Annotated in this window: 23 protein-coding genes and 1 pseudogene; 16 read left to right on the top strand and 8 right to left on the bottom strand. The window is 61.2% G+C overall.

The genetic code is table 11. The features are described 5' to 3' along the window. The first annotated feature begins 14 nt into the window (after window positions 1–14). The 4 genes from RPE78_RS01970 (at window position 15) to RPE78_RS01955 (ending at window position 2,723) form a co-directional block, all read left to right on the top strand. On the top strand, window positions 15–1,307 hold the full coding sequence (locus RPE78_RS01970) for a lipoprotein-releasing ABC transporter permease subunit (RefSeq protein ID WP_339107847.1): 1,293 nt from the start codon (window positions 15–17) through the stop codon (window positions 1,305–1,307). After that, a complete protein-coding gene (locus RPE78_RS01965) occupies window positions 1,300–1,977 on the top strand; it encodes an ABC transporter ATP-binding protein (protein WP_406721083.1) in 678 nt (225 codons plus the stop codon). The genes RPE78_RS01970 and RPE78_RS01965 overlap by 8 nt, the downstream gene beginning before the upstream one ends. Before the next feature lies 1 nt (window position 1,978). Continuing rightward, a complete protein-coding gene (locus tag RPE78_RS01960) occupies window positions 1,979–2,305 on the top strand; it encodes an ArsC/Spx/MgsR family protein (RefSeq protein WP_339107845.1) in 327 nt (108 codons plus the stop codon). A 130-nt stretch (window positions 2,306–2,435) separates the two neighbouring features. Beyond that, entirely contained in the window at window positions 2,436–2,723 is a 288-nt protein-coding gene (locus RPE78_RS01955; RefSeq protein ID WP_339107844.1) for a helix-turn-helix transcriptional regulator, read from the top strand. 179 nt (window positions 2,724–2,902) lie between these two features. On the opposite strand, the gene RPE78_RS01950 is transcribed toward RPE78_RS01955, so the two are convergent. Together RPE78_RS01950 and thrS are read right to left on the bottom strand one after the other, a co-directional pair. Further along, the gene (locus RPE78_RS01950) at window positions 2,903–3,109 is read right to left on the bottom strand and encodes a cold-shock protein (RefSeq protein WP_339107843.1); all 207 of its coding nucleotides are present in this window, start codon (window positions 3,107–3,109) and stop codon (window positions 2,903–2,905) included. Between the two features lie 230 nt (window positions 3,110–3,339). After that, the gene (thrS, locus tag RPE78_RS01945) at window positions 3,340–5,286 is read right to left on the bottom strand and encodes a threonine--tRNA ligase (RefSeq protein ID WP_339107842.1); all 1,947 of its coding nucleotides are present in this window, start codon (window positions 5,284–5,286) and stop codon (window positions 3,340–3,342) included. A gap of 187 nt (window positions 5,287–5,473) precedes the next feature. On the opposite strand from thrS, the gene RPE78_RS01940 reads away from it, so the two are divergent. The 4 genes from RPE78_RS01940 to RPE78_RS01925 all read left to right on the top strand — a co-directional run bounded on the left by RPE78_RS01940 (window position 5,474) and on the right by RPE78_RS01925 (window position 8,861). Beyond that, window positions 5,474–6,751, top strand: coding sequence for an MFS transporter (locus tag RPE78_RS01940; protein WP_406721082.1), 1,278 nt, complete (start codon window positions 5,474–5,476; stop codon window positions 6,749–6,751). Continuing rightward, window positions 6,748–7,494, top strand: coding sequence for an alpha/beta hydrolase (locus RPE78_RS01935; protein WP_406721081.1), 747 nt, complete (start codon window positions 6,748–6,750; stop codon window positions 7,492–7,494). The genes RPE78_RS01940 and RPE78_RS01935 overlap by 4 nt, the downstream gene beginning before the upstream one ends. 139 nt (window positions 7,495–7,633) lie before the next feature. Next, on the top strand, window positions 7,634–8,344 hold the full coding sequence (locus RPE78_RS01930; protein ID WP_339107839.1) for an alpha/beta fold hydrolase: 711 nt from the start codon (window positions 7,634–7,636) through the stop codon (window positions 8,342–8,344). A 268-nt stretch (window positions 8,345–8,612) separates the two neighbouring features. Beyond that, complete coding sequence (locus RPE78_RS01925; protein WP_339107838.1) at window positions 8,613–8,861, top strand: hypothetical protein; 249 nt, start codon at window positions 8,613–8,615, stop codon at window positions 8,859–8,861. 141 nt (window positions 8,862–9,002) lie between these two features. Here RPE78_RS01925 and ilvN read toward each other — a convergent pair whose 3' ends face one another. Next, complete coding sequence (gene ilvN / locus RPE78_RS01920; RefSeq protein ID WP_339107837.1) at window positions 9,003–9,563, bottom strand: acetolactate synthase small subunit; 561 nt, start codon at window positions 9,561–9,563, stop codon at window positions 9,003–9,005. Window positions 9,564–9,626: 63 nt separating this feature from the next. Further along, on the bottom strand, window positions 9,627–11,372 hold the full coding sequence (locus tag RPE78_RS01915) for an acetolactate synthase 3 large subunit (RefSeq protein ID WP_406721080.1): 1,746 nt from the start codon (window positions 11,370–11,372) through the stop codon (window positions 9,627–9,629). A gap of 586 nt (window positions 11,373–11,958) precedes the next feature. Between RPE78_RS01915 and RPE78_RS01910 the strand changes: the two genes are divergently transcribed. From RPE78_RS01910 to RPE78_RS01900, 3 genes are all read left to right on the top strand, one after another. Next, window positions 11,959–12,537 carry a TRAP transporter small permease subunit gene (locus RPE78_RS01910; RefSeq protein ID WP_339107835.1) on the top strand — a complete coding sequence of 193 codons (579 nt, stop codon included), beginning with the start codon at window positions 11,959–11,961 and terminating at the stop codon, window positions 12,535–12,537. Between the two features lie 2 nt (window positions 12,538–12,539). Then, window positions 12,540–14,339: a TRAP transporter large permease subunit gene (locus tag RPE78_RS01905; RefSeq protein ID WP_406721679.1), complete on the top strand. Its 1,800-nt coding sequence runs from the start codon at window positions 12,540–12,542 to the stop codon at window positions 14,337–14,339. A 128-nt stretch (window positions 14,340–14,467) separates the two neighbouring features. Continuing rightward, a complete protein-coding gene (locus RPE78_RS01900) occupies window positions 14,468–15,289 on the top strand; it encodes a pyrroline-5-carboxylate reductase family protein (protein ID WP_406721079.1) in 822 nt (273 codons plus the stop codon). A gap of 462 nt (window positions 15,290–15,751) precedes the next feature. Here the strand turns inward: RPE78_RS01900 and phaZ are convergent. Further along, window positions 15,752–16,993, bottom strand: a pseudogene (gene phaZ / locus RPE78_RS01895) (polyhydroxyalkanoate depolymerase); the annotation flags it as partial. Window positions 16,994–17,120: 127 nt separating this feature from the next. On the opposite strand from phaZ, the gene phaC reads away from it, so the two are divergent. The 3 genes from phaC to phaR all read left to right on the top strand — a co-directional run bounded on the left by phaC (window position 17,121) and on the right by phaR (window position 20,233). Beyond that, complete coding sequence (gene phaC / locus RPE78_RS01890; protein ID WP_339107833.1) at window positions 17,121–18,911, top strand: class I poly(R)-hydroxyalkanoic acid synthase; 1,791 nt, start codon at window positions 17,121–17,123, stop codon at window positions 18,909–18,911. A gap of 171 nt (window positions 18,912–19,082) precedes the next feature. Beyond that, a complete protein-coding gene (locus RPE78_RS01885) occupies window positions 19,083–19,541 on the top strand; it encodes a Phasin (RefSeq protein ID WP_339107832.1) in 459 nt (152 codons plus the stop codon). Window positions 19,542–19,684: 143 nt separating this feature from the next. Beyond that, window positions 19,685–20,233: a polyhydroxyalkanoate synthesis repressor PhaR gene (gene phaR, locus RPE78_RS01880; RefSeq protein ID WP_406721078.1), complete on the top strand. Its 549-nt coding sequence runs from the start codon at window positions 19,685–19,687 to the stop codon at window positions 20,231–20,233. On the opposite strand, the gene RPE78_RS01875 is transcribed toward phaR, so the two are convergent. Next, window positions 20,234–20,896, bottom strand: coding sequence for a thiamine diphosphokinase (locus RPE78_RS01875; protein ID WP_339107830.1), 663 nt, complete (start codon window positions 20,894–20,896; stop codon window positions 20,234–20,236). A 133-nt stretch (window positions 20,897–21,029) separates the two neighbouring features. Between RPE78_RS01875 and RPE78_RS01870 the strand changes: the two genes are divergently transcribed. Next, window positions 21,030–23,444 (top strand): hypothetical protein, encoded by a 2,415-nt coding sequence (locus RPE78_RS01870; protein ID WP_406721077.1) that lies wholly within the window; start codon window positions 21,030–21,032, stop codon window positions 23,442–23,444. 209 nt (window positions 23,445–23,653) lie between these two features. Here RPE78_RS01870 and RPE78_RS01865 read toward each other — a convergent pair whose 3' ends face one another. Together RPE78_RS01865 and RPE78_RS01860 are read right to left on the bottom strand one after the other, a co-directional pair. Then, entirely contained in the window at window positions 23,654–23,908 is a 255-nt protein-coding gene (locus tag RPE78_RS01865) for a DUF2842 domain-containing protein (protein WP_406721076.1), read from the bottom strand. A gap of 5 nt (window positions 23,909–23,913) precedes the next feature. Beyond that, window positions 23,914–25,206, bottom strand: a complete 1,293-nt coding sequence (locus RPE78_RS01860) for an adenylosuccinate synthase (RefSeq protein ID WP_339107827.1) — start codon at window positions 25,204–25,206, stop codon at window positions 23,914–23,916. A 241-nt stretch (window positions 25,207–25,447) separates the two neighbouring features. Between RPE78_RS01860 and secG the strand changes: the two genes are divergently transcribed. Further along, window positions 25,448–25,858, top strand: coding sequence for a preprotein translocase subunit SecG (gene secG / locus RPE78_RS01855; protein ID WP_339107826.1), 411 nt, complete (start codon window positions 25,448–25,450; stop codon window positions 25,856–25,858). Window positions 25,859–26,032: the final 174 nt, after the last annotated feature.

Here is a 26,032-nt window from a genome sequence, read left to right as displayed (position 1 = left end):
TCCGGAGAGACCATATGGCTGGCCAAAGCAGGCCCTTCTCGGCGTTTGAATTCATGATTGCCTGGCGCTACTTGCGGGCACGTCGGGCCGAAGGCGGGGTCTCGGTGATGACCTGGATCAGCCTGATCGGCATCACGCTGGGGGTGGCTGCGCTGATCATCACGCTGGCCGTGCGCGCGGGCTTCCGCGCGGAATTCGTGGATACCATTCTTGGTGCAAACCCCCATGTCACGGTCTATTCGGCACCAACCGAGGTGGTGGAGGGCTCGGGCGTCTATAGCCGGATCATCCGTGATTATGACGCACGCGCCAAGCGCATCGCCGCAATTCCCGGTGTGACAGATGCCGCGCCCTTGGTGAAAGGGCAGGTGATGGCCACGTTCAACGACCGCAACAATGTGGGCGAGGTGTTCGGCATCCGCAAAGCGGATCTGGAAAAAATCCCCGGCGTGGCGCATTCGGATCAGGCCATTGGCAGTCTGGACAATTTCGATCAGGGCATCGCCATCGGGTCTGGCATGGCGCGCGACCTTGGCATCGGTCTGGGGGACAAGCTGCGCCTTCTGTCGCCCGAAGGGGCCAAGACCGCCTTTGGCACCAGCCCGCGGGTCTCGGCCTATACGGTGACCTATATCTTCTCGGCGGGGCGCTATGACATCGACCAGACCCGCATCTATATGCCTTTCACCGAAGCCCAGAGCTATTTCAACCGCGAGGGTGGGGCCGACGAGATTGATGTCAGTGTGACCGACCCCGAGAATGTGGATAACTGGACGCCCCAGCTTATGGAGGCGGGCGGCGAGGGCACCATGCTCTGGACATGGCGCGACAGCTCGGGGAGCTTTCTCAAGGCGCTGACGATGGAGGATAATGTGATGTTCATTATCCTGTCGGTGCTGGTGCTGATTGCCTCGATGAATATCACCTCGGGCCTGATCATGCTGGTCAAGAACAAGGGCCGCGACATCGGGATCTTGCGCACGATGGGGCTGACCGAAGGCTCGATCCTGCGGGTGTTTTTTCTGTGTGGTGCCTTTACCGGTGTGATCGGCACCCTTGCGGGCCTGGTCGTGGGGGTGGTGTTCTCGCTGAATATCCAGCACATCATGGACGGGCTGAATGCGCTTAATGGCGGCGATGTCTGGGATGCCTCGGTGCGCGGCATCTACGAGCTGCCCGCCAAGCTGCAGGTGATGGATGTGGTCAAATCCGTGGGTCTGTCGCTTGGGCTCAGCTTTGTGGTGACAATTTTTCCGGCCCGTCGTGCGGCGCGTCTAAACCCTGTGGAGGCCCTGCGCTATGAGTGATGTGTTGAAGCTCTCCGGCATCGAGAAAATCTATAACCGTGGCACGGCCAAAGAGATCGCTGTGCTGCGGGGCCTTGATCTGGCGATTGCACCGGGGCAGGTGGTGGCACTGGTCGCGCCTTCGGGCACCGGTAAATCGACGCTTCTGCATATCGCGGGGCTGCTGGATACGCCCGATACCGGCGAGGTGGCGATTGACGGTGAGGATCTGGGGCGCGCCTCCGACAAGCGGCGTACGGCGGCACGGCGGAATTCGCTGGGCTTTGTCTACCAGTTCCATCATCTGCTGCCCGAATTTACCGCCGAGGAAAATATCGTGCTGCCGCAATTGGCCAATGGGGTCGCTCGTGCCGAGGCGGTGTCTCATGCCCGCTCCCTGCTGGAGCGCGTCGGCCTGAAGGACCGCGCCAGCCACCGCCCCTCGGCGCTTTCGGGCGGCGAACAGCAGCGGGTAGCGTTTTGCCGCGCCTTGGCCAATAAACCGCGCCTGCTTCTGGCGGATGAACCCACCGGTAATCTTGATCCGGCGACCTCGGATACGGTATTCGCGGCGCTGATGGATCTCGTGCGCGAGACGAATCTTTCGGCGCTGATTGCGACCCATAATATGGAGCTTGCACAGCGTATGGATCGGGTGCTCCGGCTGGATGGGGGGCTGTTGAGGGACTGATATGGATCTATATGGCATCAAGACCTGCGATACCTGCCGCAAAGCGCGCAAAGCCTTGGAGGCCGCAGGCAAGACCGTGATCTTTCACGATATTCGCGAAACGCCTCTGTCGGCGGAAAAGCTGGCGGCCTTTTACGAGGCTTTCGGGGACAAGCTGCTGAACCGATCCTCCACCACATGGCGGGGGCTGGACGAGGCCGAACGCGCCACGCCCGTCAAAGACCTTCTGGCCCTGCACCCTACCTTGATGAAACGTCCTGTGCTTGAGGAGGCAGGGCAAATGACGCTGGGCTGGGCGAAAGATGTTCAGGGGCTCTGGCTGGCATAAAAATTTGGGCTGGGCGGGAACTTTATTTACCAGCTTATGTTTCTTTCCTGATGTATCAGTTTTCCGCGTCGGAATTTTTAACCTCTGTCGTTCAGAGTAGTGAAAAGACGCAGTAACGGAAGGATTCCGTATGGTTCAGCTTGCAAGCCCCGCCCAGCTTATGGGTGCGCCGGTTACCCGTGTGACTTCCGTCCGTCCCGATTATTGGGTGCATCTTGCCTGGATTACTGCGGGCGCAACGCCGCTTTGCGCATGGCGTCATGCGGCCAATCTGTCGACTGCGGGGCTGGCAGATGCGGTCGGGATTTCGCCGGAACAGCTCGCGCGGATCGAATGCCGCAAAGAGGCGCTGGGATCCGATCTTCGGCTGCGGGCGGCTGCGGCTTTGGGTGTGCCGGAAGGTGATCTGCGCGAATAAGCCTTGGCCTGTCGATACTCTGCTTTCTGGACTAGCTCCTAGACCTGCGCGCCTGATCCGGCGCGCTTTTGCTTTGTTCCGGAGCCGCAGGGGCAGGTGTCTTCGGGGCAGGGAGGGTGCCGATAAAATAAAACGGCCCGATGATGGAATCGGGCCGTCTCGTCATCTGACTATGAAGCTCAGAGAACCTTGAGCTCACCAGCAGAGGCACGACCGTCACGGCCGCTGATCAGTTCGTATTCGATCTTTTGGTTGTCGGCGAGGCCGGTCAGCCCTGCGCGCTCAACTGCAGAAATATGGACGAACACATCTTTGCCGCCTTCATCGGGGGCGATGAAGCCGTAGCCTTTGGTGGTGTTGAACCATTTTACGGTGCCAGTGGCCATTCCCGTAGTCTCCTTCAGGTCTTCCCGGCGGCGAGATTGCAACCGGGCCGTGCTGCCTGGTCTTCCAAGTCGCCCGGCAGCCCTTAGGACACGGGGTAGAAAGTCAGCGTTACACGCGAGTACGAACATGAACCATGCGTATGAAAATGCAATGACGAAATGGCGAGAGAGCGAACTCTCTCACCTTTCTGTGATATGGCGTCACGGCGCGTGGCATTTTGCCCGAAAAATTAGCGCAGATCGGGGGCCAGGGCTTCCGATGCAAGCGTTGCGATAATTTCGTCCAATGCGACGGTCTCGGTGCGGTTTTCCCCCAGACGACGCACCGAAACGGTCCGGTCCTCAACTTCTTTCATCCCGATGGCAAAGATATAGGGCACTTTGCCAAGGCTGTGCTCGCGCACCTTATAGTTGATTTTCTCGTTGCGCGTATCGGCTTCGGCACGGATGCCACGGGCCGTCAATGCAGCAGTGACCTCGCGCACGAAGTCATCGGCATCCGACACGATCGAGGCCACAACCACCTGACGCGGCGCCAGCCAGAGCGGCAGCTTGCCGGCGAAGTTCTCGATCAGCATGCCGATGAAGCGCTCGAACGAGCCCAGAACCGCGCGGTGCAGCATGACGGGGCGGTGGCGCTCGCCATCCTGCCCGATATAGCTGGCATCCAGACGCTCGGGGAGGTTGGGGTCCACCTGCAGCGTGCCGCATTGCCATTCGCGGCCAATCGCATCGGTCAGGGTGAATTCAAGCTTCGGCCCGTAAAACGCCCCTTCGCCTTCCTGAATCTCGTATTCATAGCCTGCGTGGTTGCACGCATTGCCAAGCGCCGCCTCGACGCGGTCCCAGCTTTCTTCCGTGCCGATGCGCTTTTCGGGGCGGGTCGAGAGCTTGATCGTCCAGTTCTCGAAGCCCAGATCGGCATAGATGCCCGCAAGGAAGCTGATGAACTTGGCGGTTTCTTCCTCGATTTGCGCCTCGGTGCAGAAGATATGCGCGTCATCCTGGGTAAAGCCGCGCACCCGCATGATGCCATGCAGCGCCCCCGAGGGTTCATAGCGGTTGCACGACCCGAACTCGGCCATACGCAGCGGCAGGTCACGATAGGATTTCAGCCCCACGTTGAAAACCTGCACGTGGCAGGGGCAGTTCATCGGCTTCAGCGCATTGACGGTTTTCTCGCGGGCATGATCCTCGTCCACTTCGACGATGAACATGTTCTCCTGATAGTTTTCCCAATGCCCCGAAGCTTCCCAGAGCTTGCGGTTCACCACCTGCGGGGTGTTCACCTCGACATAGCCGTCAGTGCGCTGCTTGCGGCGCATATAATCCTGCAGCGTGGTGTAGATGGTCCAGCCATTGGGATGCCAGAAGACCTGACCGGGGGCCTCTTCCTGCATGTGATAGAGGTCCATCTCGCGGCCCAGACGACGGTGGTCGCGCTTGGCGGCCTCTTCCATCATGGTGGTCCAGGCGTTCAGGTCCTTCTTGGTCTTGAAGGCCACGCCATAGATCCGCTGCAGCATCGGGCGGCTGGAATCACCCAGCCAATAGGCGCCCGCCACATGGGTCAGCTTGAAGGCATCGGCGGGCACTTGGCCGGTATGGACAAGGTGCGGGCCACGGCAGAGGTCCTGCCAGTCGCCATGCCAATACATCCGCAGGTCTTCGCCTTCGGGGATGCGGTTGACCAGCTCGACCTTGAAGGGCTCGCCACGGTCTTCGTAATATTTGATGGCGTCTTCGCGCGACCACAGCTCGGTTTTCACCGGCTCGCGGGCGTTGATGATGTCGCGCATCTTCTTCTCGATCACCGCGAGGTCTTCGGGGGTGAAGGGCTCGGCGCGGTCGAAATCATAGAACCAGCCGTTGTCGCGGACCGGACCGATGGTCACTTTCACATCCGGCCAGATCTCCTGCACGGCGCGGGCCATGATATGGGCCAGATCGTGGCGGATCAGTTCCAGCGCGGGCGCATCATCGGACATGGTGTTGATGGCGATCTGCGCATCTTCCTTGATCGGCCATTGCAGATCCCAATGCTGGCCATTCACCTGCGCAGAGATCGCTTTTTTCGACAGGGATTTGGAAATGCCCTCGGCGATTTCCATCGGCGTGATGCCGGCATCGACCTGCTTCTGATTTCCATCGGGGAAGGTGAGGGTAATCTGGGACATCTGAGTCCTCCTCGTCGGTTTGGCGCCCACGGAACGCCCGGTTGCAAGTTATGTATTCGGGGGCCTTGTGGAACCCGCAGGAAACGGTGTCAAGTCTTCGATAAAGAATGTCCATAAAAACGGGTGCCTATGGCGGAACTTCCCCATTCACAGCACCGTTATCTATGGAAGTCTCAGCGAGGTCTACATGCCCAGCCAGTTCAGCCGTTCCCTGTTCCGCCGCCTTGTGGACGACGCCGACCGCGACGGCGGCCTGAAACCCGCCCTCCGCAAGGCCGAGCCTTCGAATTTTCTGCGTCATATCGTGGGGTTGGCGGGGACGAAATCGGCGGATGGGCTGATTGACCCGAAGCTGGTGCTCAGCTGGCTTCTTAGCCATCTGGGGGCAGGGGCCTTCTACACGGGGCTTCTGGTGCCCGTGCGCGAGGCGGGGGCGCTTTTGCCGCAGATCTTCACGGCAGCGCTGATCCACGGGCGGGGACGGCGCAAATGGGTCTGGGCTTTGGGCTCGGCGGTGCAGGGGCTTGCAGCGGGCGGGATTGCGCTGGCGGGGCTGCGGCTTGAGGGCGCTCTGGCGGGCGCGGTGATCGTGGCGCTTCTGGCGGTGCTGGCGGTGGCGCGCTCGGCCTGTTCGGTGGCCTATAAGGATGTGCTGGGCAAGACGATTGGTCAAAGCCGCCGCGGCACGGTAACGGGCACGGCCTCGACGATCGGCTCGGCGGCGGTGGTGATCTTTGCGCTGGTGCTGCTGTTTGTGCCGGTGGATCGCTATGCCTTGGTCGAATGGGCGATCTTTCTGGCCGCGATCGGCTGGGGGATTGGCGCGGTGATGATGGCGCTGATGGTCGAGGATGATGATGGCGGCACCGGAGAGTCGGGCCTGCCCAATCCGTGGACCCTTTTGAGCGAAGACCGCCAGCTGCGGCTGTTCATTATGGCGCGCGCGCTTCTGGTCGGTACGGCTTTGGCGCCGCCCTATCTCGTACTTCTGGCCTCCAAGGGCAGTCAGGATTTTGCCGAGTTGGGCGGGCTGGTGCTGGCCTCCTCCGTGGCGGCCTTCCTGTCGGCCTATATCTGGGGGCGGCTGTCGGATCGGTCTTCGCGCCGCGTGCTGATCTATGCTGGGCTTGCGGCGGCGGTCAGCTTAGCGCTGGCTTTGGGGATCAACGCTATGGGGCTGGCGCAGACCATCTGGGCGATGCCTGTCGTGCTGTTTTGCCTGATGCTGGCCTATCACGGGGTGCGTCAGGGGCGGTCTACCCATCTGGTGGATATGTCGGGGCCGGGGGAGCGGGCGGATTACACGGCGGTCTTGAATACGGTCGTGGGTCTCTTCCTGCTGGTGGCGGGGGCAGGGGCTGCCGCACTGGGAAGTGTCTCGGTGCCCCTTGTCATCGGGGTGTTTCTTGTGATGTCTGTGGCAGGCGCTTGGATTGCAACGAAATTGACCGAGGTTCAGACATGACCGATTTCCTGACCACACCCGAAGGCCGCAAGATCGGCTATAACCGTATCGAGGGCAGCGAGCCGGGCATCGTGTTTCTGGGGGGCTTGCGCTCGGATATGGAGGGCACGAAGGCGCTGGCGCTGGAACAATGGGCGAAGGCTCAGGGCAAGTCCTTTCTGCGGTTCGATTATTCCGGCCACGGGGTGTCGTCGGGGACCTTCGAGGAAGGCGCGATTGGCGATTGGTTCGAAGATGCGATGGCGGCGATCACCACGCTGACATCGGGGCCGCAGGTTCTGGTGGGCTCGTCGATGGGTGGCTGGGTCTCGCTTCTGGTGGCGCGCACGATCCCCGACCGTGTGGCCGGTCTGGTGACGATTGCTGCGGCGCCTGATTTCACCGAAGACGGCTATTGGGCCAGTTTCGACAAGGACACCAAGCATAAGCTGGAAGCCGAAGGGCAGATCGCGATCCCCTCGGACTATGGCGAACCGATGATCATCACGCGCCGTCTGATCAATGAGGGCCGCACCCGTCTGGTGCTGCGCGACCCGCTGTCGCTGCCCTTCCCGACGCGGCTTCTGCAGGGCACCAATGACGAGGCTGTGCCCTATGACTGGGCGATCCGGCTGCTGAATCACGCCGATTGCCCCGATATGACGCTGCAACTGGTGAAGGGCGCCGATCACCGCTTCTCGGATGAGGATTGTCTGAAGATGATCGAGCGTGCCGTCGCCGATGTGCTGGCCCGTATTCCGTAAGGGATCACCCCTGATCCGGTCACTTGCGGCCGCCGTTATAACCCCGAGATGACATTTCCGCTTCAATCTCCACCGCCCTTGCGTCACATTGGCGTCAAGAGCGGTGAAGCCGCCACAAGAGGAAGAGGGAATTCGAGCGATGACAGCTGAACCACTGGTTCTGCTTCCGGGCTTCATGTGCGATGCCCGTATGTATTGGCATCAGGTTGCAGAGCTTTCCGCAGAACGATCGGTGATGGTCTGTCCGCTGCGGGGCGAGAGCGTCGAGGCGATGGCGCAGGCGGTGCTGGCGGATGCGCCGCCGCGTTTTGCTTTGGCAGGGCATTGGCTGGGCGCGCTGGTGGCGATGGAAATGCTCAAGCAGGCCCCAGAGCGGATCAGCCGTATTGCCCTGATGAACGTGTCGCCCCTGACAGAAACGCCCACAATGGCGGGGTTGCGCGAGCAGCGGATCCTGCGGGCCAAAATCGGGCGTCTGGATGATGCCATGCTGGAAGAGGTGCCTGCGGAGGCTCTGGCTGCGGGCGAACATCGCGCTACGGTTCAGGCGATCTTGCTGGATATGGCAGGCAGCCTGGGCGCTGACCGGTTTGCCGCCCAGTCGCGGGCGCTGATGCGCCGCCCCGACCAGCAGCGGTCGCTGCGCACGGCCCGCCTGCGAGCGCTTTTGCTCTGCGGCGAGGCCGATACGATTTGTCCGCCGCGCCGTCACCAGTTTCTGGCCGAACTGATTCCGCATGGCGTTTACAAGGAAATCCCGCAGGCGGGGCATCTGGCGCCGCTCGAGCAACCGGAGGTGGTCACCGAGGCGCTGCGGGACTGGCTCAACCTGCCAGAATCTTTCAAATAATAGATACTTTCTTTGGGTTTTTTTAACGTTTGCACTGGAACATCTTCCTGAGAGGCAGAAAGAACTTTTGCGCCTCTATTCTCTTGTCTACGGTGAATAGTGGGTTCGGTTATTTCAATTGCCTTGCACGAAGGCGATCGATGGCAGGGAGGGCCTGATGATCCGTATCGTGAGTTGCACTTTCAAAGCGAACGACCCCGTTTACGATCATCGATATTTTCAGGGCAGCTCTGTGCGCATTGCTTCCTTGGAAAAGGGGTGTGATCTGGTGAGCTACAGCGCACCGCAATATGAAAACGACGCGGCGCGTCCACAGCCTGCAAATGATGCCGTGGCGCAAATGGCGCGCCTGAGCCCGCCGGCGCGGGGCAGCAGCAGGCGTGGGGCGATCCGTGTGGAAGCCGATGCGGGCGCGGTTCTGGAACGTCACATGGCAGAGGCGCGGCGGGCGGCCGCTTTGGTCAAAATGATCGAGGGGGCGTTGATGGGCGATGTCTTCTTGCAAGATCCGCCCTGATCGGTTGCACAGACATTTCGAAGCCAGACATTCTGAAGGCGTCATTCCGGAAGCGGGTGTGCCGGAATAGACTAAAGGCGCGGCAGGACAGCCGCGCCTTTGTGTATTTCGGGGCCAGTGACGCGGTGGTCGACGCGGTGGTCAGATCCCGCGCGACAGCGCCGCAACACCGGTGCGGGCCACATCGCTGAGCCCCAGCGGACGCATCAGCTCTGCAAAGGCGTCGATCTTCTCGGGCGCGCCGGTCATCTCGAAGACAAAGCTCTCCAGCGTCGAATCCACCACATTGGCGCGGAAGATCTCGGCCAGACGCAGCGCCTCGATACGCTTGTCGCCCGCGCCCACCACCTTGATCAGCGCCAGTTCGCGTTCAACGGCCTGACCTTCGATGGTCAGGTCGATCACCTCATGCACCGGCACGATGCGGCCAAGCTGGGCCTTGATCTGTTCGACGACGGCCACGGTGCCGCGGGTCACGATGGTGATGCGCGAACGGTGGCCCTTATGGTCGATCTCGGCCACGGTGAGGCTGTCGATATTATACCCGCGACCGGCAAACAGCCCGATCACACGGGCCAGAACGCCCGCTTCGTTTTCCACGATCAGCGCCAGCGTGTGGCTTTGCACGACCTCGGAATGGAAATCCCGTAGGTCATAGGCCGAATGGCTCGTCGAGCCCTTTTTGATGTTCAGAGCGGCCATAGCCTGTCTCCTTTCAATCCATGCATTTCAGCGCTCGGGCGGGGCGGACCCGCCCGATCAGGCTTACACGAGGGCTGCGCCCTCTTTGAAGGCCTGCGCATCGGCGGCCAGTAGCATCTCGTTATGCGGCTTGCCCGAGGGGATCATCGGGAAGCAGTTCTCGTGCTTCTCGACAAGGCAGTCAAACAGCACCGGACCATCGTGGTTGAGCATCTCCATGATGGCATCATCCAGATCGGCGGGGTTGTCGCAGACGATCCCTTTCCAGCCGAAAGCCTCGGCCAGCTTGACGAAATCGGGCAGGCTTTCGGACCAGCTGGAGGAATAGCGCTCGCCATGCAGCAGCTCCTGCCACTGGCGGACCATGCCGAGGCGCTCGTTGTTCAGGATGAACTGCTTGACCGGCACGCGGAATTGCGAGGCGGTGCCCATTTCCTGCATGTTCATCAGCCACGAGGCCTCACCGGCCACGTTGATCACCAGCGCCTCCGGATGCGCGATCTGCACCCCGATCGAGGCAGGGAACCCATAGCCCATGGTGCCCAGACCACCGGAGGTCATCCAGCGGTTCGGTTTGTCGAAATGCAGATATTGCGCAGCCCACATCTGGTGCTGGCCCACTTCGGTGGTGATATAGCGGTCGCGGTCGGCGGTCAGCGCCTGCAGGCGCTCAAGCGCATATTGCGGTTTGATGGTCTTTTCCGAGCCGGTATAGGCAAGGCAGCGCACGGCACGCCATTCGTCCACCTGCTTGTGCCATGCGGCCACGGCCTCCTTGTTGGTCTTGCGGCCACGCGCCTTCCAGACCTTCAGCACGTCTTCCAGCACATGGCCCACATCACCCACGATCGGCAGATGCACGGGGATGATCTTGTTGATCGAGGAGGGGTCGATGTCGATATGCACCTTGGTGGACTCGGGCGAGAAATCCGCCACGCGGCCGGTGATCCGGTCATCGAAACGCGCGCCGATATTGATCATCAGGTCGCAGTCATGCATCGCCAGATTGGCCTCGTAGAGACCGTGCATCCCCAGCATGCCCAGCCAGTTCTTGCCCGAGGCCGGATAGGCACCCAGACCCATCAGCGTCGAGGTGATCGGGAAATCGGTGCCATCGACCAGTTCACGCAAGAGCTGGCTTGCCGCCGTGCCCGAGTTGATCACGCCGCCGCCCGTGTAGAAGACGGGCTTCTTGGCGGTTTCGATCAGCTCGACCAGCTTGGTGATCGCCTCGATATCGCCCTTCACCTTGGGGGCGTAATGGCTGACATCCACCTGTTTCGGCTCGGAATAGGTGCCAAGCGCGAATTGCACGTCTTTCGGCAGATCCACCAGCACCGGACCCGGACGGCCCGAGGTTGCCACATGGAAGGCCTCATGCAGGGTCGCGGCCAGTTCCTCGGTCTCTTTCACCAGCCAGTTATGCTTGGTGCAGGGGCGGGTGATGCCCACGGTGTCGGCTTCCTGAAAACCGTCGGTGCCGATCAGGAAGGTCGGAACCTGACCCGAGAGAACCACCAGCGGGATGGAATCGAGCAGCGCATCGGTCAGGCCGGTGACGGCATTCGTCGCCCCGGGACCAGAGGTGACCAGCACCACGCCCGGCTTGCCGGTCGAGCGGGCATAGCCTTCCGCCATATGGACCGCCGCCTGTTCGTGGCGGACAAGGATATGGCGGATGTCGTTTTGCTGGAAAATCTCGTCATAAATCGGTAGGACAGCGCCGCCCGGATAGCCGAAGATAACTTCGACACCCTGATCCTTGAGCGCCTGAACCACCATTTTCGCGCCAGTCATCTGCCGTGACATCGCATACTCCATCCATTGCCCAATATCGGGCCCGTTCCAATCCAACCCAGTGTGTCGATACGAAAAAGCCCCCGACCTGTGGCGGGGGCGCATGGGAACCATCATGGTCTAACCGCTTAACGGCCCATGCGCTTCCTTCTAATGACGACGAGGAGCGAGTTCATCGCTAGTCCTTTCACTGTGGTTGCTGGCACATTATGTCCCCGCGCAAGGGCCGTCAATCTCAAAATCGGAAATAAAGTAACTCTGCGGGCATATAATTCGGTTCTTTATTGCGTAAATGCCGGGTCTTGTCGGAACAATCGCAAATTGACCACGGCTGGGCGGGCGGATTTGCGGCAGATTCGGAGAAAGGCCACGCGCTCGGCGGCGAATGGGTGTAAAACGGCGCCGGACGTGGTAATCGGAAGGTATGCGCCTGAATGGGGAGCAAACGGCCCGATTGGTTGCGGTAAAAGTGCAAAGTGGTCAATTAATCTCACCAGATTTAGGCATTCCCCTTGACCTGAGACGGCTGTCTGCACCAAGAGGGGGGGTGTCATAGTGCGGTCCTGCCCATCGGGACCCGATGTGAGGGAGGAAACTTATGGGTGCCATGTTGGCATTCGCGCGGGCTGTTGACCGCGTGAATGAATTCATCGGAAAATCTGTGTCATGGTTGATCCTGCTGGCAATCCTTGTCAGCGCGGTCAATGCGGTGGTGCGCAAGGTGTTTAGTGTCTCGTCCAATGCGTGGCTTGAACTGCAATGGTATCTTTACGGGGCGGCTTTCCTGCTGGCGGCGGCCTATACCCTGCAAAAGAACGAACATATCCGGATCGATATCCTTTATGGCGCGCTGAAACGGCGCACCCAGAACTGGATCGACCTGTTTGGCCATGTCTTCTTTCTGCTGCCGTTCACATCGCTGATGCTGTATTTCCTCTATCCCTATGTGATGCTGTCGATCCGTTCGGGCGAGGTTTCGACGAATGCGGGCGGGCTGATCCTGTGGCCCGCAAAGCTTCTGCTCCTGATCGGCTTCGTGCTGCTCTTTGCGCAGAATATCGCAGAAATTATTAAGAAGATCGCCATTTTGCGCGGTCTGACCGAAGACCCGCATGCGGGTCAGTCCAGCCACGGCGATATGTCCGATGAGCCTGTCGTGAAAGAGGAGGCTCTGTAATGTTGATGGAGCTTATCGCGCAGAACCTTGCGCCCATCATGTTCGCCTCGCTGGTGATCTTCCTGCTGCTGGGCTATCCGGTGGCGTTCTCGCTGGCGGCCAATGGTCTGCTGTTCTTTGTGATCGGGGTCTATCTGGCGCCGATGTCGGGCGGCTCGATCCATCTTAGCTGGCCGCTTCTCAACGCGATGCCGGAACGGATGTGGGGGGTCTTGTCGAACGAGACATTGCTCGCCATTCCCTTCTTTACCTTCATGGGGTTGATGCTGGAGAAATCCGGCATGGCGGAAGACCTGCTGGACACCATCGGTCAGCTGTTCGGCCCCGTGCGCGGTGGTCTGGCCTATGCCGTGGTCATCGTGGGCGCGCTTCTGGCGGCAACCACGGGGGTCGTTGCGGCCTCGGTGATCGCGATGGGGCTGATCTCGCTGCCGATCATGCTGCGCTACGGCTATGACCGCAAGATCGCCTCGGGGGTGATTACCGCCTCGGGGACACTGGCGCAGATCATCCCGCCGTCGCTGGTGCTGATCATCCTCGCCGACCAGCTTGGCCGGTCCGTCGGCGATATGTATAAAGGCGCGCTGATCCCCGGTATGATCCTGATGGGGCTCTATCTGGGTTATGTCTTCGTGATGTCGATCATCCGCCCGAACGCCATGCCGGCGCTGCCGAAAGAGGCGCGTACGCTGGGCTCTGGTGTCATGTCGCTGGTTGTCGTGCTGGCGATCGCGGGCGCGGTCTTCTATGGCACCGATCTCTATCTGGCGACCAATCACGCGGCCAATGATGCGGGCATTCTGGCGGTCTTTGCCGCTGTGATCGTGGCCTATGTCATCGCGCTGGCCGATCGCGGGCTGAAGACCAACCTGATGAGCCGTCTGGCGCAACAGGTGGTGATCGTGCTGATCCCGCCGCTGGCGCTGATCTTCCTCGTGCTTGGCACCATCTTCCTTGGCGTGGCAACGCCCACCGAGGGTGGGGCGATGGGCGCGGTTGGCGCGCTGATCCTCTCGGCGATGAAGGGGCGGCTGAAGCTGGATGTGGTGCGTGACGCGCTGACCTCGACCACGCGTCTGTCGGCCTTCGTGATGTTCATCCTGCTTGGGGCGCGGGTCTTCTCGCTGACCTTCTACGGCGTGAACGGGCACCTCTGGGTCGAGCATCTGCTGACCTCGCTTCCGGGCGGCCAGCTTGGCTTCCTGCTGGTGGTCTCGGTGATGGTGTTCTTCCTGGCCTTCTTCCTCGATTTCTTCGAGCTGGCCTTCATCATCGTGCCGCTTCTGGCCCCTGCGGCAGAAGCCATGGGGATCGACCTGATCTGGTTCGGCGTGATCTTGGGCGTGAACATGCAGACCTCCTTCATGCACCCGCCCTTCGGTTTCGCGCTGTTCTTCCTGCGCTCGGTCGCGCCGAAAGTGCCCTATCTCGACCGGATCACCGGCAAGACGATTGCGCCGGTGAAGACCTCGCAAATCTATTGGGGGGCGGTGCCCTTCCTGTTCATCCAGATCGCGATGATCGGGCTGGTAATCGCCTTCCCGCAGATGGTCATGCATTACAAAGGGCCGACTATCGATCCGTCGACGATCGAGATGAAGCTGCCCGATATGCCGGGTCTTGGCGGAATGGGCGGCCTTGCGCCGCTGGGCGGGGCGCCTTCGGGCGGTGATAGCAACCCGCTTGGCCTGCCGCCGCTGGGCATGCCGGGTGCGCCTACGGGCCAACCCGCCACGCCGCCGCAGGGCGGGGATGCCAGCTTGGGCATTCCGGCTCCGGCAGGTCTGGGTGGCCTGAACTAACCCGCCCGGACGCTTTCAGACCAGAACCGGCGCTTGCAAAGGCGCCGGTTTTTTCGTGGGCTGGCAGGACGGGCGGCAGGCAGGCGATGCGCCCGCATGATTTGGCCGCCAGACCAGGGAGGACGCGAATGCAGGATATGAGAGTGGCGCTTGTCGGAGGGCGGGGAATGCTTGGGCGCGCTTTCGGGCTGGGGCTGATGCGCGCGGGGATGCCGGCGCGGAATATCACCGTTTTCAGCCGCTCGGAGCAACCGCTGCCAGAGGGGCTGGAAGCGGTTGCCCTGATGCAGGATTACCGACAGCTTGCGGCGCGATGCGATCTGGCGGTGCTGTTGCTGCCGCCCGCACAGGCGCGGACATTGCGTCTTGATCTGGCGGGCAAGCCGGTTCTGTCGGTCATGGCCGGAATAGATCTGGCCCAGCTTGCACGGATCGCCCCCGAGGCCCAACTGGCCCGTGCGATGTCCAGTCCGGCGGCAGAGCAGGGGCTTGCCTATTCGCCCTGGGTGGCGGGGGCAGGGCTGAGCGCGCGCGGCATGGCGCAGGTCGGGACGTTTCTGGGGGCTTTGGGGCAGGCGGAGCGTCTGGAGAACGAAGAGCTTCTGGCGCTTTTCACCGCATTGACCGGCCCGGTGCCGGGATTTGTCGCGCTTTTTGCCGAAATGATGCAGGACTATCTGGTCGCGCGCGGGGTCGCAGAGGCGGTGGCGGACCGTGCGATCCGTCAGCTCTTTCTAGGGGCGGGGCAGATGATGGCGCACCAGCCCGCCACCGCCTCGGCCCATGTGCGGGATATGCTTGCCTATGGCGGCACGACAGCGGCGGGGTTGCAGGTGCTGCGCGACGCGCCGCTGCGCAGGATGCTTTTTGAGGGGCTGGATGCGGCGGCAGAGCGGGCCCGCAGCATCGGCCTGCCTTCGGGGGAAACCTCCCCAAGCCGTGAAGCCTAGGGCGTAAAAAAAGGGCGCGGTGTGGCGCGCCCTTTCTATGGAGTTATGGTCGAGGCTGTCTCAGGATTTGTTGCCCTCGGCCTTTGCGGCAGGAAGCGGGTCTGCCGCCTTGGTGGCAGAGGTGGCCGGAGCGGCTTGCGGCGCTGCGGCTGCGCCCTCCGGTTTCTGGGCGACGGTCTGTGCCACAGGTGCCGGCATGGCGGTTACTACAGGCGCTGCAGCGACAGGGGCCGCCACAGGCGCGGCCTCTTTGGCGAGCTCTTTGATCGGCGCGGTTTTTGCCGGTTCTGCCTTGGTTTCGGGGGGCTTGGTTTTGGGGGCCTCGGTTTTGGAAGCGGCGGGTTTGCGCCCGCGACGGGTCGCCGCCTTGGGGGCTGCCGTTTCGGAGGCCGCCGCCTTGCGGACCGCAGCTTTGCGCGGTGCCATCGGAGTGACCGCGCTATTGCCCTTGATCTCGCGATCCGCATCTTCTGGCGCGGCATGCTCGTCGATGAATTTCAGCACGATCGGGCGGATATTGTTGCGCCATGCGCCGCCTGCAAAAATGCCGTAATGGCCGGCATTCGGCTCCAGATGCTGGCCTTTCATATGGTCGGGCACGCCGGTGCACAGATCCAGCGCCGCCACACATTGACCGGGGGCGGAGATATCGTCTTTCTCGCCTTCGACCGTTTTGACCGCCACTGTGGTGATCTTGCCGATATCGATCTTCTTGCCATCGATGCTGAACCGGTTGCGGGCCACTTCCAGCCCCTTGAAGATCCGCTGCACCGTCGAAAGATAGAATTCCGCCGTCATATCCATGACGGAGAGATATTCATCATAAAAGCGGTTGTGGCGGTCACGCTCGGCAGGGCCGGTTTTCGCATCGGCCATGATCTTGTCGAAGAAGGACTTGGCATGGGTCTCGGCATTCATCGAGATGAAAGAGGCAAGCTGCATCAGGCCGGGATAGACCATGCGGCCCACGCCCTTGTAACGATAGCCCACGCGCTGGATCACGCTATGTTCCAGCTGGCCCATCGTGATGCGGCGTCCGAAATCGGTGACCTCGGTATCGGCGGCATCGGGGTCGATCGGCCCGCCGATCAGCGTCAGGGTGCGCGGCTGCGCCTTGGGGTCTTCCTCGGCCAGATAGGCGGTCGCGGCTAGTGCCAGCGGGGCCGGTTGGCAGACCGCGATCACGTTGATATCGGGGCCGAGCTTGCGCATGAAATCGACCAGATAGCGGGTGTAATCCTCGACGTCGAACTTACCCTCGCTGACCGGAATGTCGCGCGCGTTCTTCCAGTCGGTCACATAGACCTCTGCATCGGGCATCAGCGAGATGACCGTCGAGCGCATCAGGGTCGCGTAATGGCCCGACATCGGGGCCACCAGCAGGATGCGGCGCGGCATAGGGTCGCGGCCCTGCACCTTGAAATGCACAAGCGACCCGAAGGCCTTGTCCATCAGGGTTTCTATTTCCACTATGTGATCGCGCCCGTCGGCAGCGGCGATGGCACGGATGCCCCAGTCGGGTTTCATGACCATGCGCGAGAAGCTGCGTTCGGTCACCGCACCCCATGATTCCATGATGCGGAAAGCGGGGTTGGGCGAGAGGCCGAACACCGGGTAAGAGGCGATGGCACGGGCGGAGGCGCCGATCCATTCATTGGTGTTTCTGATGCTCTCCATCAGATCGTAGCTGTAGATGCCTTTCATCGTGTCGCTCCTTTGGCCGACCAGTCCGGACATTTCACACGCCTGAGGTGAAAATCTGCTGAATGCCCGCTTTACCCTAGAGAAGAGAGGTCTATGGTTGGGAAAAGGATAGGAGGAGCGAGAAGGCATGACAACAGGGGAGGCGCAGGTTTCTGCTGCATCGCAGAAAATGCAGGAAAATCTTGCAAAGATAGAACAGCTTTCGCAGCGACTTGTCGATGCGTTAAGCCATCGGCGCATGCCGAATCCCTCTTTGGAAGGACCCGGCGTCGATTTGTATATGTCGACGACCGCGGCGCTGATGCGGGAATTGTCGGATAAGCCGGCTCAGATTCTCGAAGCGCAGGTGAAATACTGGGGCGATGCGATGAGCCATTATATTCAGGCCACGCATGCTCTTGCCACGCAAGGCTTCCGTCCGCCCGAGGATCCGGGTCCCGAGGACAAGCGCTTTTCCAATCCGCTCTGGACGACCCATCCCTATTTCAACTTCGTCAAACAGCAATATATGATCGCCTCGCGGGCCATTGACGAGGGCACCGACGCCCTGCCGGGCCTTGCCGATGTAGATCGCAAGCGGCTGAAATACTTCACCAAGCAGTTGGTGGATATGATGGCCCCCACCAATTTCTTCGCCACCAATCCCGACGCGCTGGAACGCGCCATCGAAACCGAAGGCGAAAGTCTGGTGCGGGGATTGGAGAATCTCGTGCATGATGTCGAGCGCAATCACGGCGATCTGCTGGTGACATTGGCAGACCGCACCGCCTTCGAGGTCGGGCGCAATCTGGCCACGACCGAGGGCAAAGTGATCTACCGCTGCCGCATGTTCGAACTGATCCAGTACACGCCGCGCACCGAGAAAGTGTATCGCACGCCTTTGCTGATTTTCCCGCCCTGGATCAACAAATACTACATTCTGGATCTGAAAGAGCAGAACAGCTTCATCCGCTATGCGGTGGAGCAAGGGTTCAGCGTGTTTGTCGTGAGCTGGAAAAACCCCGATGCCAGCTTTGCCGATGTGGGCTTTGACGATTATGTCGCCAGCTATCTGGAGGCCATTGCGCAGGTCAAACAGGAGACCGGCGTCGCCAAAATCAACGCAATCGGCTATTGCATCGCGGGCACCACTCTGGGGCTGACGCTGTCTTTGATGAAAAAGCGCGGTGATCATTCGATCAATAGCGCGACCTTCTTCACGACACTGACCGATTTTTCCGATCAGGGGGAGTTTGTCTCGTTCTTGCAGGATGATTTCGTGGACGGGCTGGAGGTGCAGTGCCGTGTGGACGGTGTGCTTTCGAGCTATTTCATGTCGCGCACCTTCTCTTTCCTGCGCTCGAACGACCTGATCTGGCGTCCGGCGATCCGCAGCTACATGATGGGCGAGGCCCCGCCCGCCTTCGATCTGCTTTACTGGAACGGCGATGCGACCAACCTGCCGGGCAAGATGGCAATGGAATATCTGCGCGGCCTGTGCCAGCAGAACCGCTTTGCCGAGGAGACCTTTACCCTGTTGGGCGAGGATCTGCGACTGGCTGATATTGATGTGCCGCTTATGGCGATTGCCTGCGAGACCGACCATATCGCGCCGTGGCGTGCCTCGTTCAGGGGGGTGGCGCAGATGGGGTCGAAAGACAAACAGTTCGTCTTGGCAGAATCGGGCCATATCGCAGGGATCGTGAATCCGCCCGACAAGAAGAAATACGGCCATTACACCAGTCCGGCCCCGATCGAGGATGCCGACGACTGGCATGCGGCTGCCGAATATCACGAAGGCACGTGGTGGCCGCGCTGGTCCGAATGGCTGGCCGGACGGTCGGGGCGGCAGGTTGCCGCGCGCGTGCCCGGAGCAGGCGGGCATGAAATTGTGGCGGATGCCCCCGGAAGTTACGTTCGCGAGACAATTTTGTTGTGAAAATTTTTCCGAGTGGTTTAAGACTTGTCCTGTGCTTTACCTAGTGTAAATTTTCTGCAACGCAGCATAAAAGACTTGATTTTCTGCGCCGCAGCATATACTCTTCATTGTAGCGAATAGGGCCGCGCAGACCGAACCCCTGGCCCTTCTATCTCAGATCGGAGCGACGAAATGGCCGCAACTACCCAAGATTTCACCAAGATTATGCAAGATATGATGTCCTCGATGCCGATGGACATGTCGAAGTTCCAAGAGGGCTTCAAAGCGCAAGCGGCTTTCGGTGAGAAAATGTCCAAAGTGGCTTTGGATGCTGCCGAGAAATCGACCGAGATTTCGGCAAAATGGACCAAAGAAACGCTCGCCAAAATGAGCGATATCGCAACCACCAAATCCGAACCGGCAGACTATGCTAAAGCTGTCAGCGACTTCGCGTCGGCTTCGGCAGAAATCGCGTCGGAAAACATCGCCGCTTTCGCAGAAGTTGCGAAAAAAGTGCAGATGGAAACCGTCGAACTGATGCTGGCCGCCGGCAAGGATTTCTCGGAAGATGCCACCGCTGCCATGAAATCGGCAACGTCTTCGGCAACTTCGGCTGCGAAAAAGACCACCGCAGCAGCGACCGCGAAGTAATCTCTTCCTCCCGGGTCTCTGGCAAGATCCTCCCAGTCAGGGAACGGACTTAGGGGCGGGCTTCGGCTCGCCCCTTTCTTATTGATTTTATGGCATTTGCGCCTCATGATAGCGTTTCATACGATATCCTGGGGAGGATCATCATGGCCGATGCGGAAAAGCCTCTACTGATCAAACGCTACGCGAGCCGTCGTCTGTATAATACGGAGACGAGCGATTATGTGACGCTGGAAGATATTGCCCGCTTCATTCGCGATGGCCGCGAGGTGCAGATTGTCGATCTGAAGTCGGGCGACGATCTGACGCGCCAGTATCTTCTTCAGATCATTGCCGAACATGAAAGCCGCGGCGAGAGCGTTCTGCCGGTGGATGTGCTGACCGATCTCGTGCGCTCTTACACCAGTTCGGCGCAAAGCGTTGTGCCGCAGTTTCTGGCGGCAAGTTTCGACATGCTGCGTCAGGGCCAGTCCCAGATGATGGAGAATATGGGCCGTATGCCGATTGCTTCCATGCCGGGGTTCGAGGCGCTGCAAAAACAGCAGCAGGCGTTCTTGCAGACGATGATGGGGGGCTGGCCCAAAGCGGGCACCGGCCCCGAGCGGGAAGCCCCCGCCGCTTCCGAGGACCGCGAGGAACTGGAAAAGATCAAGAAACAGCTTTCCGAATTGCAATCGAAGCTGTCCAAGCTCTGATCATACGCATCCCAGCGCCCTTAGCGCTTCGCCAAGGGCGGTTTTGGGCAGAAGGACCAGACAGGGGCCTGTCATCTGCAAGGTGACGGGCCCTGTGACTTCATTCGAGGTGCCGATCTGGCCGCAAGGCTCCAGCGTCAGGCCGTCGATGGGCCAGCGTAGCCCCGTGGATGTTCCGGCAGAGGGGCCTAGCGGATAAAGGGAAAAGCGGCTTTGGACCGGCAGGGTCAAAGCCATTTCCGGTGGCGCGCAGAACACGATATCTTCCGCGTCGATCAGGATGATCTTTTTGCGTGGCGGGTGGGCCAGCGCCGACAGGGCCGCCAGCGTATGGTCGAGCCGCCGCCCCGTAAAGCCGAGCCCCAGATAGAAAGGGGCTTGTGTCAGGCGCAGGCATTTGCCGAAATCGGTGCTGTCCTGTTCGGCGATGTGGTGCAGCCGTTCTGCCGTGATTCTGCCGCGATGGGCCGGATCGAAGCTATCCATATCGCCGATCACGGCTTCGGGCATCAGTTCCAGCGCCAAGGCCTGATTTGCGCCGCCATCTGCCGCGACCAAATGTGGCGCGATTGTCATGGCATGGTAAACGTCCCGAGGGTCGATTTGCCCGCCACCCAGCAGCGTAATGCCGGTTTTTCTTGATAATACAGGCGATTCCGTCATTATTTGATCCTGTCAGGGGCGCTGGATTGGCCTCTGAATAGGTAAAATTCCTTGTAATTGCCATTATTCGTTCACTGAATGGCACCAATTTCGAAACATGGTTAGCCGAACAGAAGTCCAAAGAGGCGAGCAAATGGTCGGTGCAAATAAGATTCTCACTGTTTCTTACGGGACATTCTCCTGCACGCTTGAGGGCTTTGACGAGCCGTTCCAGACGATGCAGGCGATTGCGGAATATTTCCGCGACCTCGCCGCCGAGGACCGATATTTCGGTGCCGAGCCTCCCCAGCCCGATGCGGAGATGCTGCACCGGATTGCCGAGCGCGAGATCCAGCGCCGCGTTGATGCCAAGATCCAGAAAAACGGGGTGATTCTGCGTGCTTCGGAAACGGGCTCTGTGCCTTCTGTCGCCGCCAGGTCCTTGGCACCGGAGAAGCCCGAGGCTGCTGTCGCCGCGCCGGAAGAGGCCGCGGCAGTTCAGGTGCCCGTGCAAACACCTCTAAAAACGCCTGCGCCGATGGCGGCCCGGATGGAGGAGTCTGTGGCTGCGAAGCTGGCGCGCATCCGCGATGTCGTGGCCCGTTCCAAAGCGGAGGCCGCGGCGGCTGAGGCTCCGGAGCTTTCGGGAGCCGAGTTCATGGAAGATCTGGCCGGTGTGCCGGAGGATCAGGACTATATCGGGAAAGGGGGATTTGGCGATCCGCTCGATATTTCCGGGCCGGTATCGGATGACGAGTTGACACAGATGGCCGAGAGCGACCGCACCTCGCCCGACGAGCTGGAAGCCTCTGCCCGTGCCGAGGCCGAGGCGCTGCAGGAGGCGGCGCGACAGGCCGAAGAGGCAGAGGCAGAGGCCGCGCGTTTGGCTGCGGAAGAAGCGAAAGCCGCAAAAGAGGCCGCACGGGTTGCCGCAGAGCAGGCTGCGCAGGCGGCAGAGGCAGAGGCCCGCGCGAAAGCCGAGGCCGAGGCAAAGGCAGCCGAAGAGGCCGAAGCAGCGGCCAAAGCCGAAGCCGAAGCCAAGGCCAAAACCCTTGAAGCCGAAGCTGAGGCCCGCGAGGCAGAGGCCCGTGAAGCAGAGGCCCGTGAAGCAGAGGCCCGTGAAGCTGAAGCCCGTGAAGCTGAAGCTCGTCTGGCAGCAGAGCTTTCGGCCTTGGAAGAAACGGCGGAGGATGCCGAGCACACGCCGCAGACGGTTGAAGCCCCTGCCGCGCCGGAGGTTACGGAGGACGATGCTGCAGAGGCCGCGCCGCGCCCTGTGCGTCCGCAGCTTCGGACCCGCGTGATCAAGGTGCGGCGCGTTGCCCCGCCCCCTGCGGCAGAAGAGCCTGCGCCTGCTATGCCCGCAGCCTTGCCGAATGTGCCGACCAATGATCTGCCGGGGGCCGATCTTTCGCCCGAGGATGAGGAAGATCTGCTCAAGACCTTGGCCGAGCTGGATGTCCCCGAAGAGGCGGCAGACCTGCCCCCGCAAGAGGTGGTGCCGCAGCCGCGGATGCCCGAAGAGGATGCAAGCGAAGCCGCAATCGCCGACTTGCTTGCAGATGAGGCTGCGGATCAGGTTGCGGATGCGGGGGAAGAGGTTCCTGCGGGCGACGCTGACGAGGCATCCGCGCCGGTCGAAGAGCCCGCGCCTCAATCTGCCGAGACAGAGCGGGCACAAGAGCCCGAGGATGCGGCCAAGGTCACGCCGCGGCGTGGCCCCAGCTTGACCGATATCCTGCGCCGCCGCCGCGCCGATGACAAACCCGCCGAGGCTGCGGCAGAGGAGCCCGTGGCGGAGCCGGCTGTGGTGAAGGCGGGCATGGGGGAAGGGGCCTCGGAGGCGGATGTCTCGCGTCTGATGAAAGAGGCCGAAACCCAGTTTGCAGGGCGTGACAACCGGCGCAGATTGTCGGCGATTGCGCATCTGAAAGCCGCAGTGGCTGCGACGGTGGCAGAGCGCCGTCTGAAAGGCGAGAAAGCCCAGCCCGACGAGACGAAAGCCTATCGCGAGGATCTCGACCGTGCGGTGCGCCCGCGCCGTCCGGTTGCCGGAGAGGATCGCGACAACCGCCCCGAAGCGCCGGAAGCGGTGCAAACGGCCGCCGAGCCGCGTCGTGAGGCACCGCTGGTGCTGGTATCGGAGCAGCGGGTGGATGATCCCACGGCCACGGCCAAAGCGGCGGAAGAGGCGATCCGCCCGCGTCGGGTGACCACCGCCGAGATTGCGCAGCAGATCGATGACGCTGCGGAGGACATTCAGGACAGTCTCCCGCAAGGGGGGGCAACCAGCTTTGCCGAATTTGCGGACCGTGCGGGGACGCGTGGTCTGGCCGATCTTCTGGAGGCCGCAGCCGCCTACACCGCACAGATCGAGCAGCAGCCGCATTTCACCGCGCCGCAGATCATGCGCAAGGTGACCGCATTGGAGGAAGGGGCAGGCTATTCGCGCGAGGACCGGATGCGCAGCTTTGGAAAACTCCTGCGGCAGGGGAAGATCGCCAAGATTAATCGCGGTCAATATGTGGTCTCCGAGCAGTCGCGCTTTCTCGAGGAAAAACGCGCCTGAGAGACCGGCACGCAGGCCCTGAAGCCGACTGGAAAGCCAGAAAAGAGCCCCGAAACGGTGCGTGCCGTTTCGGGGCTTCCGCATTGGACGGGGCGCGCCCGTGCGCGGGCGGCGGCATGCCGTGTCTTTGCTGATGGTCTCGACAGGGGGGAATGTGAAAAAGCTCCCGAAGCGGTTTCGGGAGCTTTTGAAGAGGTCTGATGGCCAGTTTACGGCGTGGTATCGGACTGTTTCGCGGGATCGGCCTTGCCGACCCCTATGAAGACCGGCTTGCACGGGAAAATCCATGCGACGCCAAGGCCGATATACAGTGCCAGTTCGGCCCAGAGCGGCAGACGCCCGAAGCGGGCCTCCAGCCAGTTGGCCAGTGTCACCGCCACCACGACATAAAGCGGCAGGGCGATGACCAGCACCAGAATCGCCAGCCTGCGCCGCGTCGTCCAGCTTAAGTGTCGCCCCGCCATCGCGATCAATCCGCGAAGGGGTCGGTGACGAGGATCGTGTCGTCGCGCTCGGGCGAGGTGGACAGCAGGGCCACGGGACAGTCGATCAGCTCTTCGATGCGGCGGACATATTTGATGGCCGCGGCCGGCAGGTCAGCCCAGCTCCGCGCACCTTCGGTCGAGTCGCTCCAGCCTTCGATCTCTTCATAGATCGGGGTGCAGCGCGCCTGCTTGTCGGACGCGGTCGGCAGATAGTCCAGACGCTCGCCGTCCAGTTCATACCCCACGCAGATCTTGATGGTCTCGAACCCGTCGAGCACGTCCAGCTTGGTCAGCGCGATCCCGTTGACACCCGAGACCGAGCAGGTCTGACGCACGAGAGCTGCATCGAACCAGCCACAGCGGCGCTTGCGGCCGGTGACCACGCCGAATTCATGACCACGGGTGCCGAGGCGCTCGCCATCATCGTCTTTCAGCTCGGTCGGGAAGGGGCCTTCGCCGACGCGGGTGGTATAGGCCTTCACGATGCCCAGCACGAAATCGATCGATCCCGGACCGATACCAACGCCGGTTGCGGCCTGACCTGCGATCACGTTCGAGGAGGTTACAAAGGGATAGGTGCCGAAGTCGATATCCAAAAGCGAGCCCTGCGCACCTTCAAAGAGGATGCGTTTGCCGGCTTTGCGCTTCTCGGCCAGAACTTTCCAGACGGGGGCGGCATATTGCAGGATTTCTGCCGAAATCTCGCCCAGCTTGGCGATCAGCGCATCCTTGTCGATGGGCTCAAGCCCCAGACCGGCGCGCAGCGCGTTGTGGTGCACAAGGGCGCGATCCACACGCAGTTCCAGCGTGGCGGGGTCGGCAAGGTCCGCGACGCGGATCACGCGGCGGCCAACCTTGTCTTCATAGGCCGGACCGATGCCGCGACCGGTGGTGCCGATCTTGGCCACTGCCACCTGCGCCTCGCGGGCACGGTCAAGCTCGCCGTGGAAAGGCAGGATCAGCGGCGTGTTCTCGGCGATCATCAGCGTCTCGGGCGAGATATCCACACCCTGTTCGCGGATTTTCTCGATTTCCGAGATCAGATGCCAAGGGTCAAGCACGACGCCATTGCCGATGATCGACAGCTTGCCGCCACGCACTACACCCGAAGGCAGCGCGTTCAGCTTGTAGACCTTGCCGTCGATGACAAGCGTGTGGCCGGCATTATGCCCGCCTTGGAACCGTGCGATGACGTCGGCACGTTCCGACAGCCAATCTACGATCTTGCCTTTCCCCTCGTCACCCCACTGGGCACCGACGACGACGACATTGGCCATGAGACTCTCCTTGGCGCTGCGAAAAACCTCGGGCGGTATACAGAAGCCAAGCCCGAGGGGGAACCAGTTTCTTGGGAAAACTGCCGTGAATGCGGTGAAAAAACATCTCGGGGGGAGGGGCGCGCATATATAAGGAGTGCGCAGCCCTCCTGCGGGGCCCCTCTGCTGTGGGATAAGGGGTTGCGCGATGGGCGGCATATGAATAAGTAGGCGCAAGCTTTGCAAGAAGGTCCGTCTCCATATGCAGAACATCATCCTTACCGTTCATCTGATCCTCGCGCTGTTGATGATCGGCGTTGTTCTGTTGCAACGCTCCGAAGGCGGTGGCCTCGGGATGGGCAGCTCGGGCGGTGGCGCGGGCGGCGTGATGACCGGTCGTCAGGCGGCCAATGCCCTGTCGAAAGCGACATGGGTTCTGGCGGCGGGCTTTCTGTGCACCTCGGTGGCGCTGACGGTTGTTGCCGCACGCGATGCGGGCGAATCTTCGGTTCTGGACCGTCTGGGTGCTGGCAATTTCACCGTTTCGGGCAAGGACGAGGCCAAGCCGGATGCCGCATCCGAAAGCAAGACCGATGATGCCGCGATCCCGAGTGTTGACCTGACCCCGCCCGCCGCGACGGATTCCCCCGTCACGCCTCCGGCCGCGCAGTAAGACATCTCACAACTTCTGTGCGCCCCTTTGTCGGGCGCACAAGTGGTAGCGTAACCACATAAAATTTACCCAACTGCTTGCGGTCCGATTGCGGGCTGGCCGCGAATCATGTAAGCATCAAATCCCGTGATCCCGAAGCCTTTGGCCTCGGGAGTGTTTATAATTTTTGTCAGG

Source organism: Thioclava litoralis, from assembly GCF_045278885.1.
In the GTDB taxonomy this organism is placed as follows: Bacteria; Pseudomonadota; Alphaproteobacteria; order Rhodobacterales; family Rhodobacteraceae; genus Thioclava; species Thioclava litoralis.
This window is presented reverse-complemented; position numbering and strand designations above follow the sequence as displayed.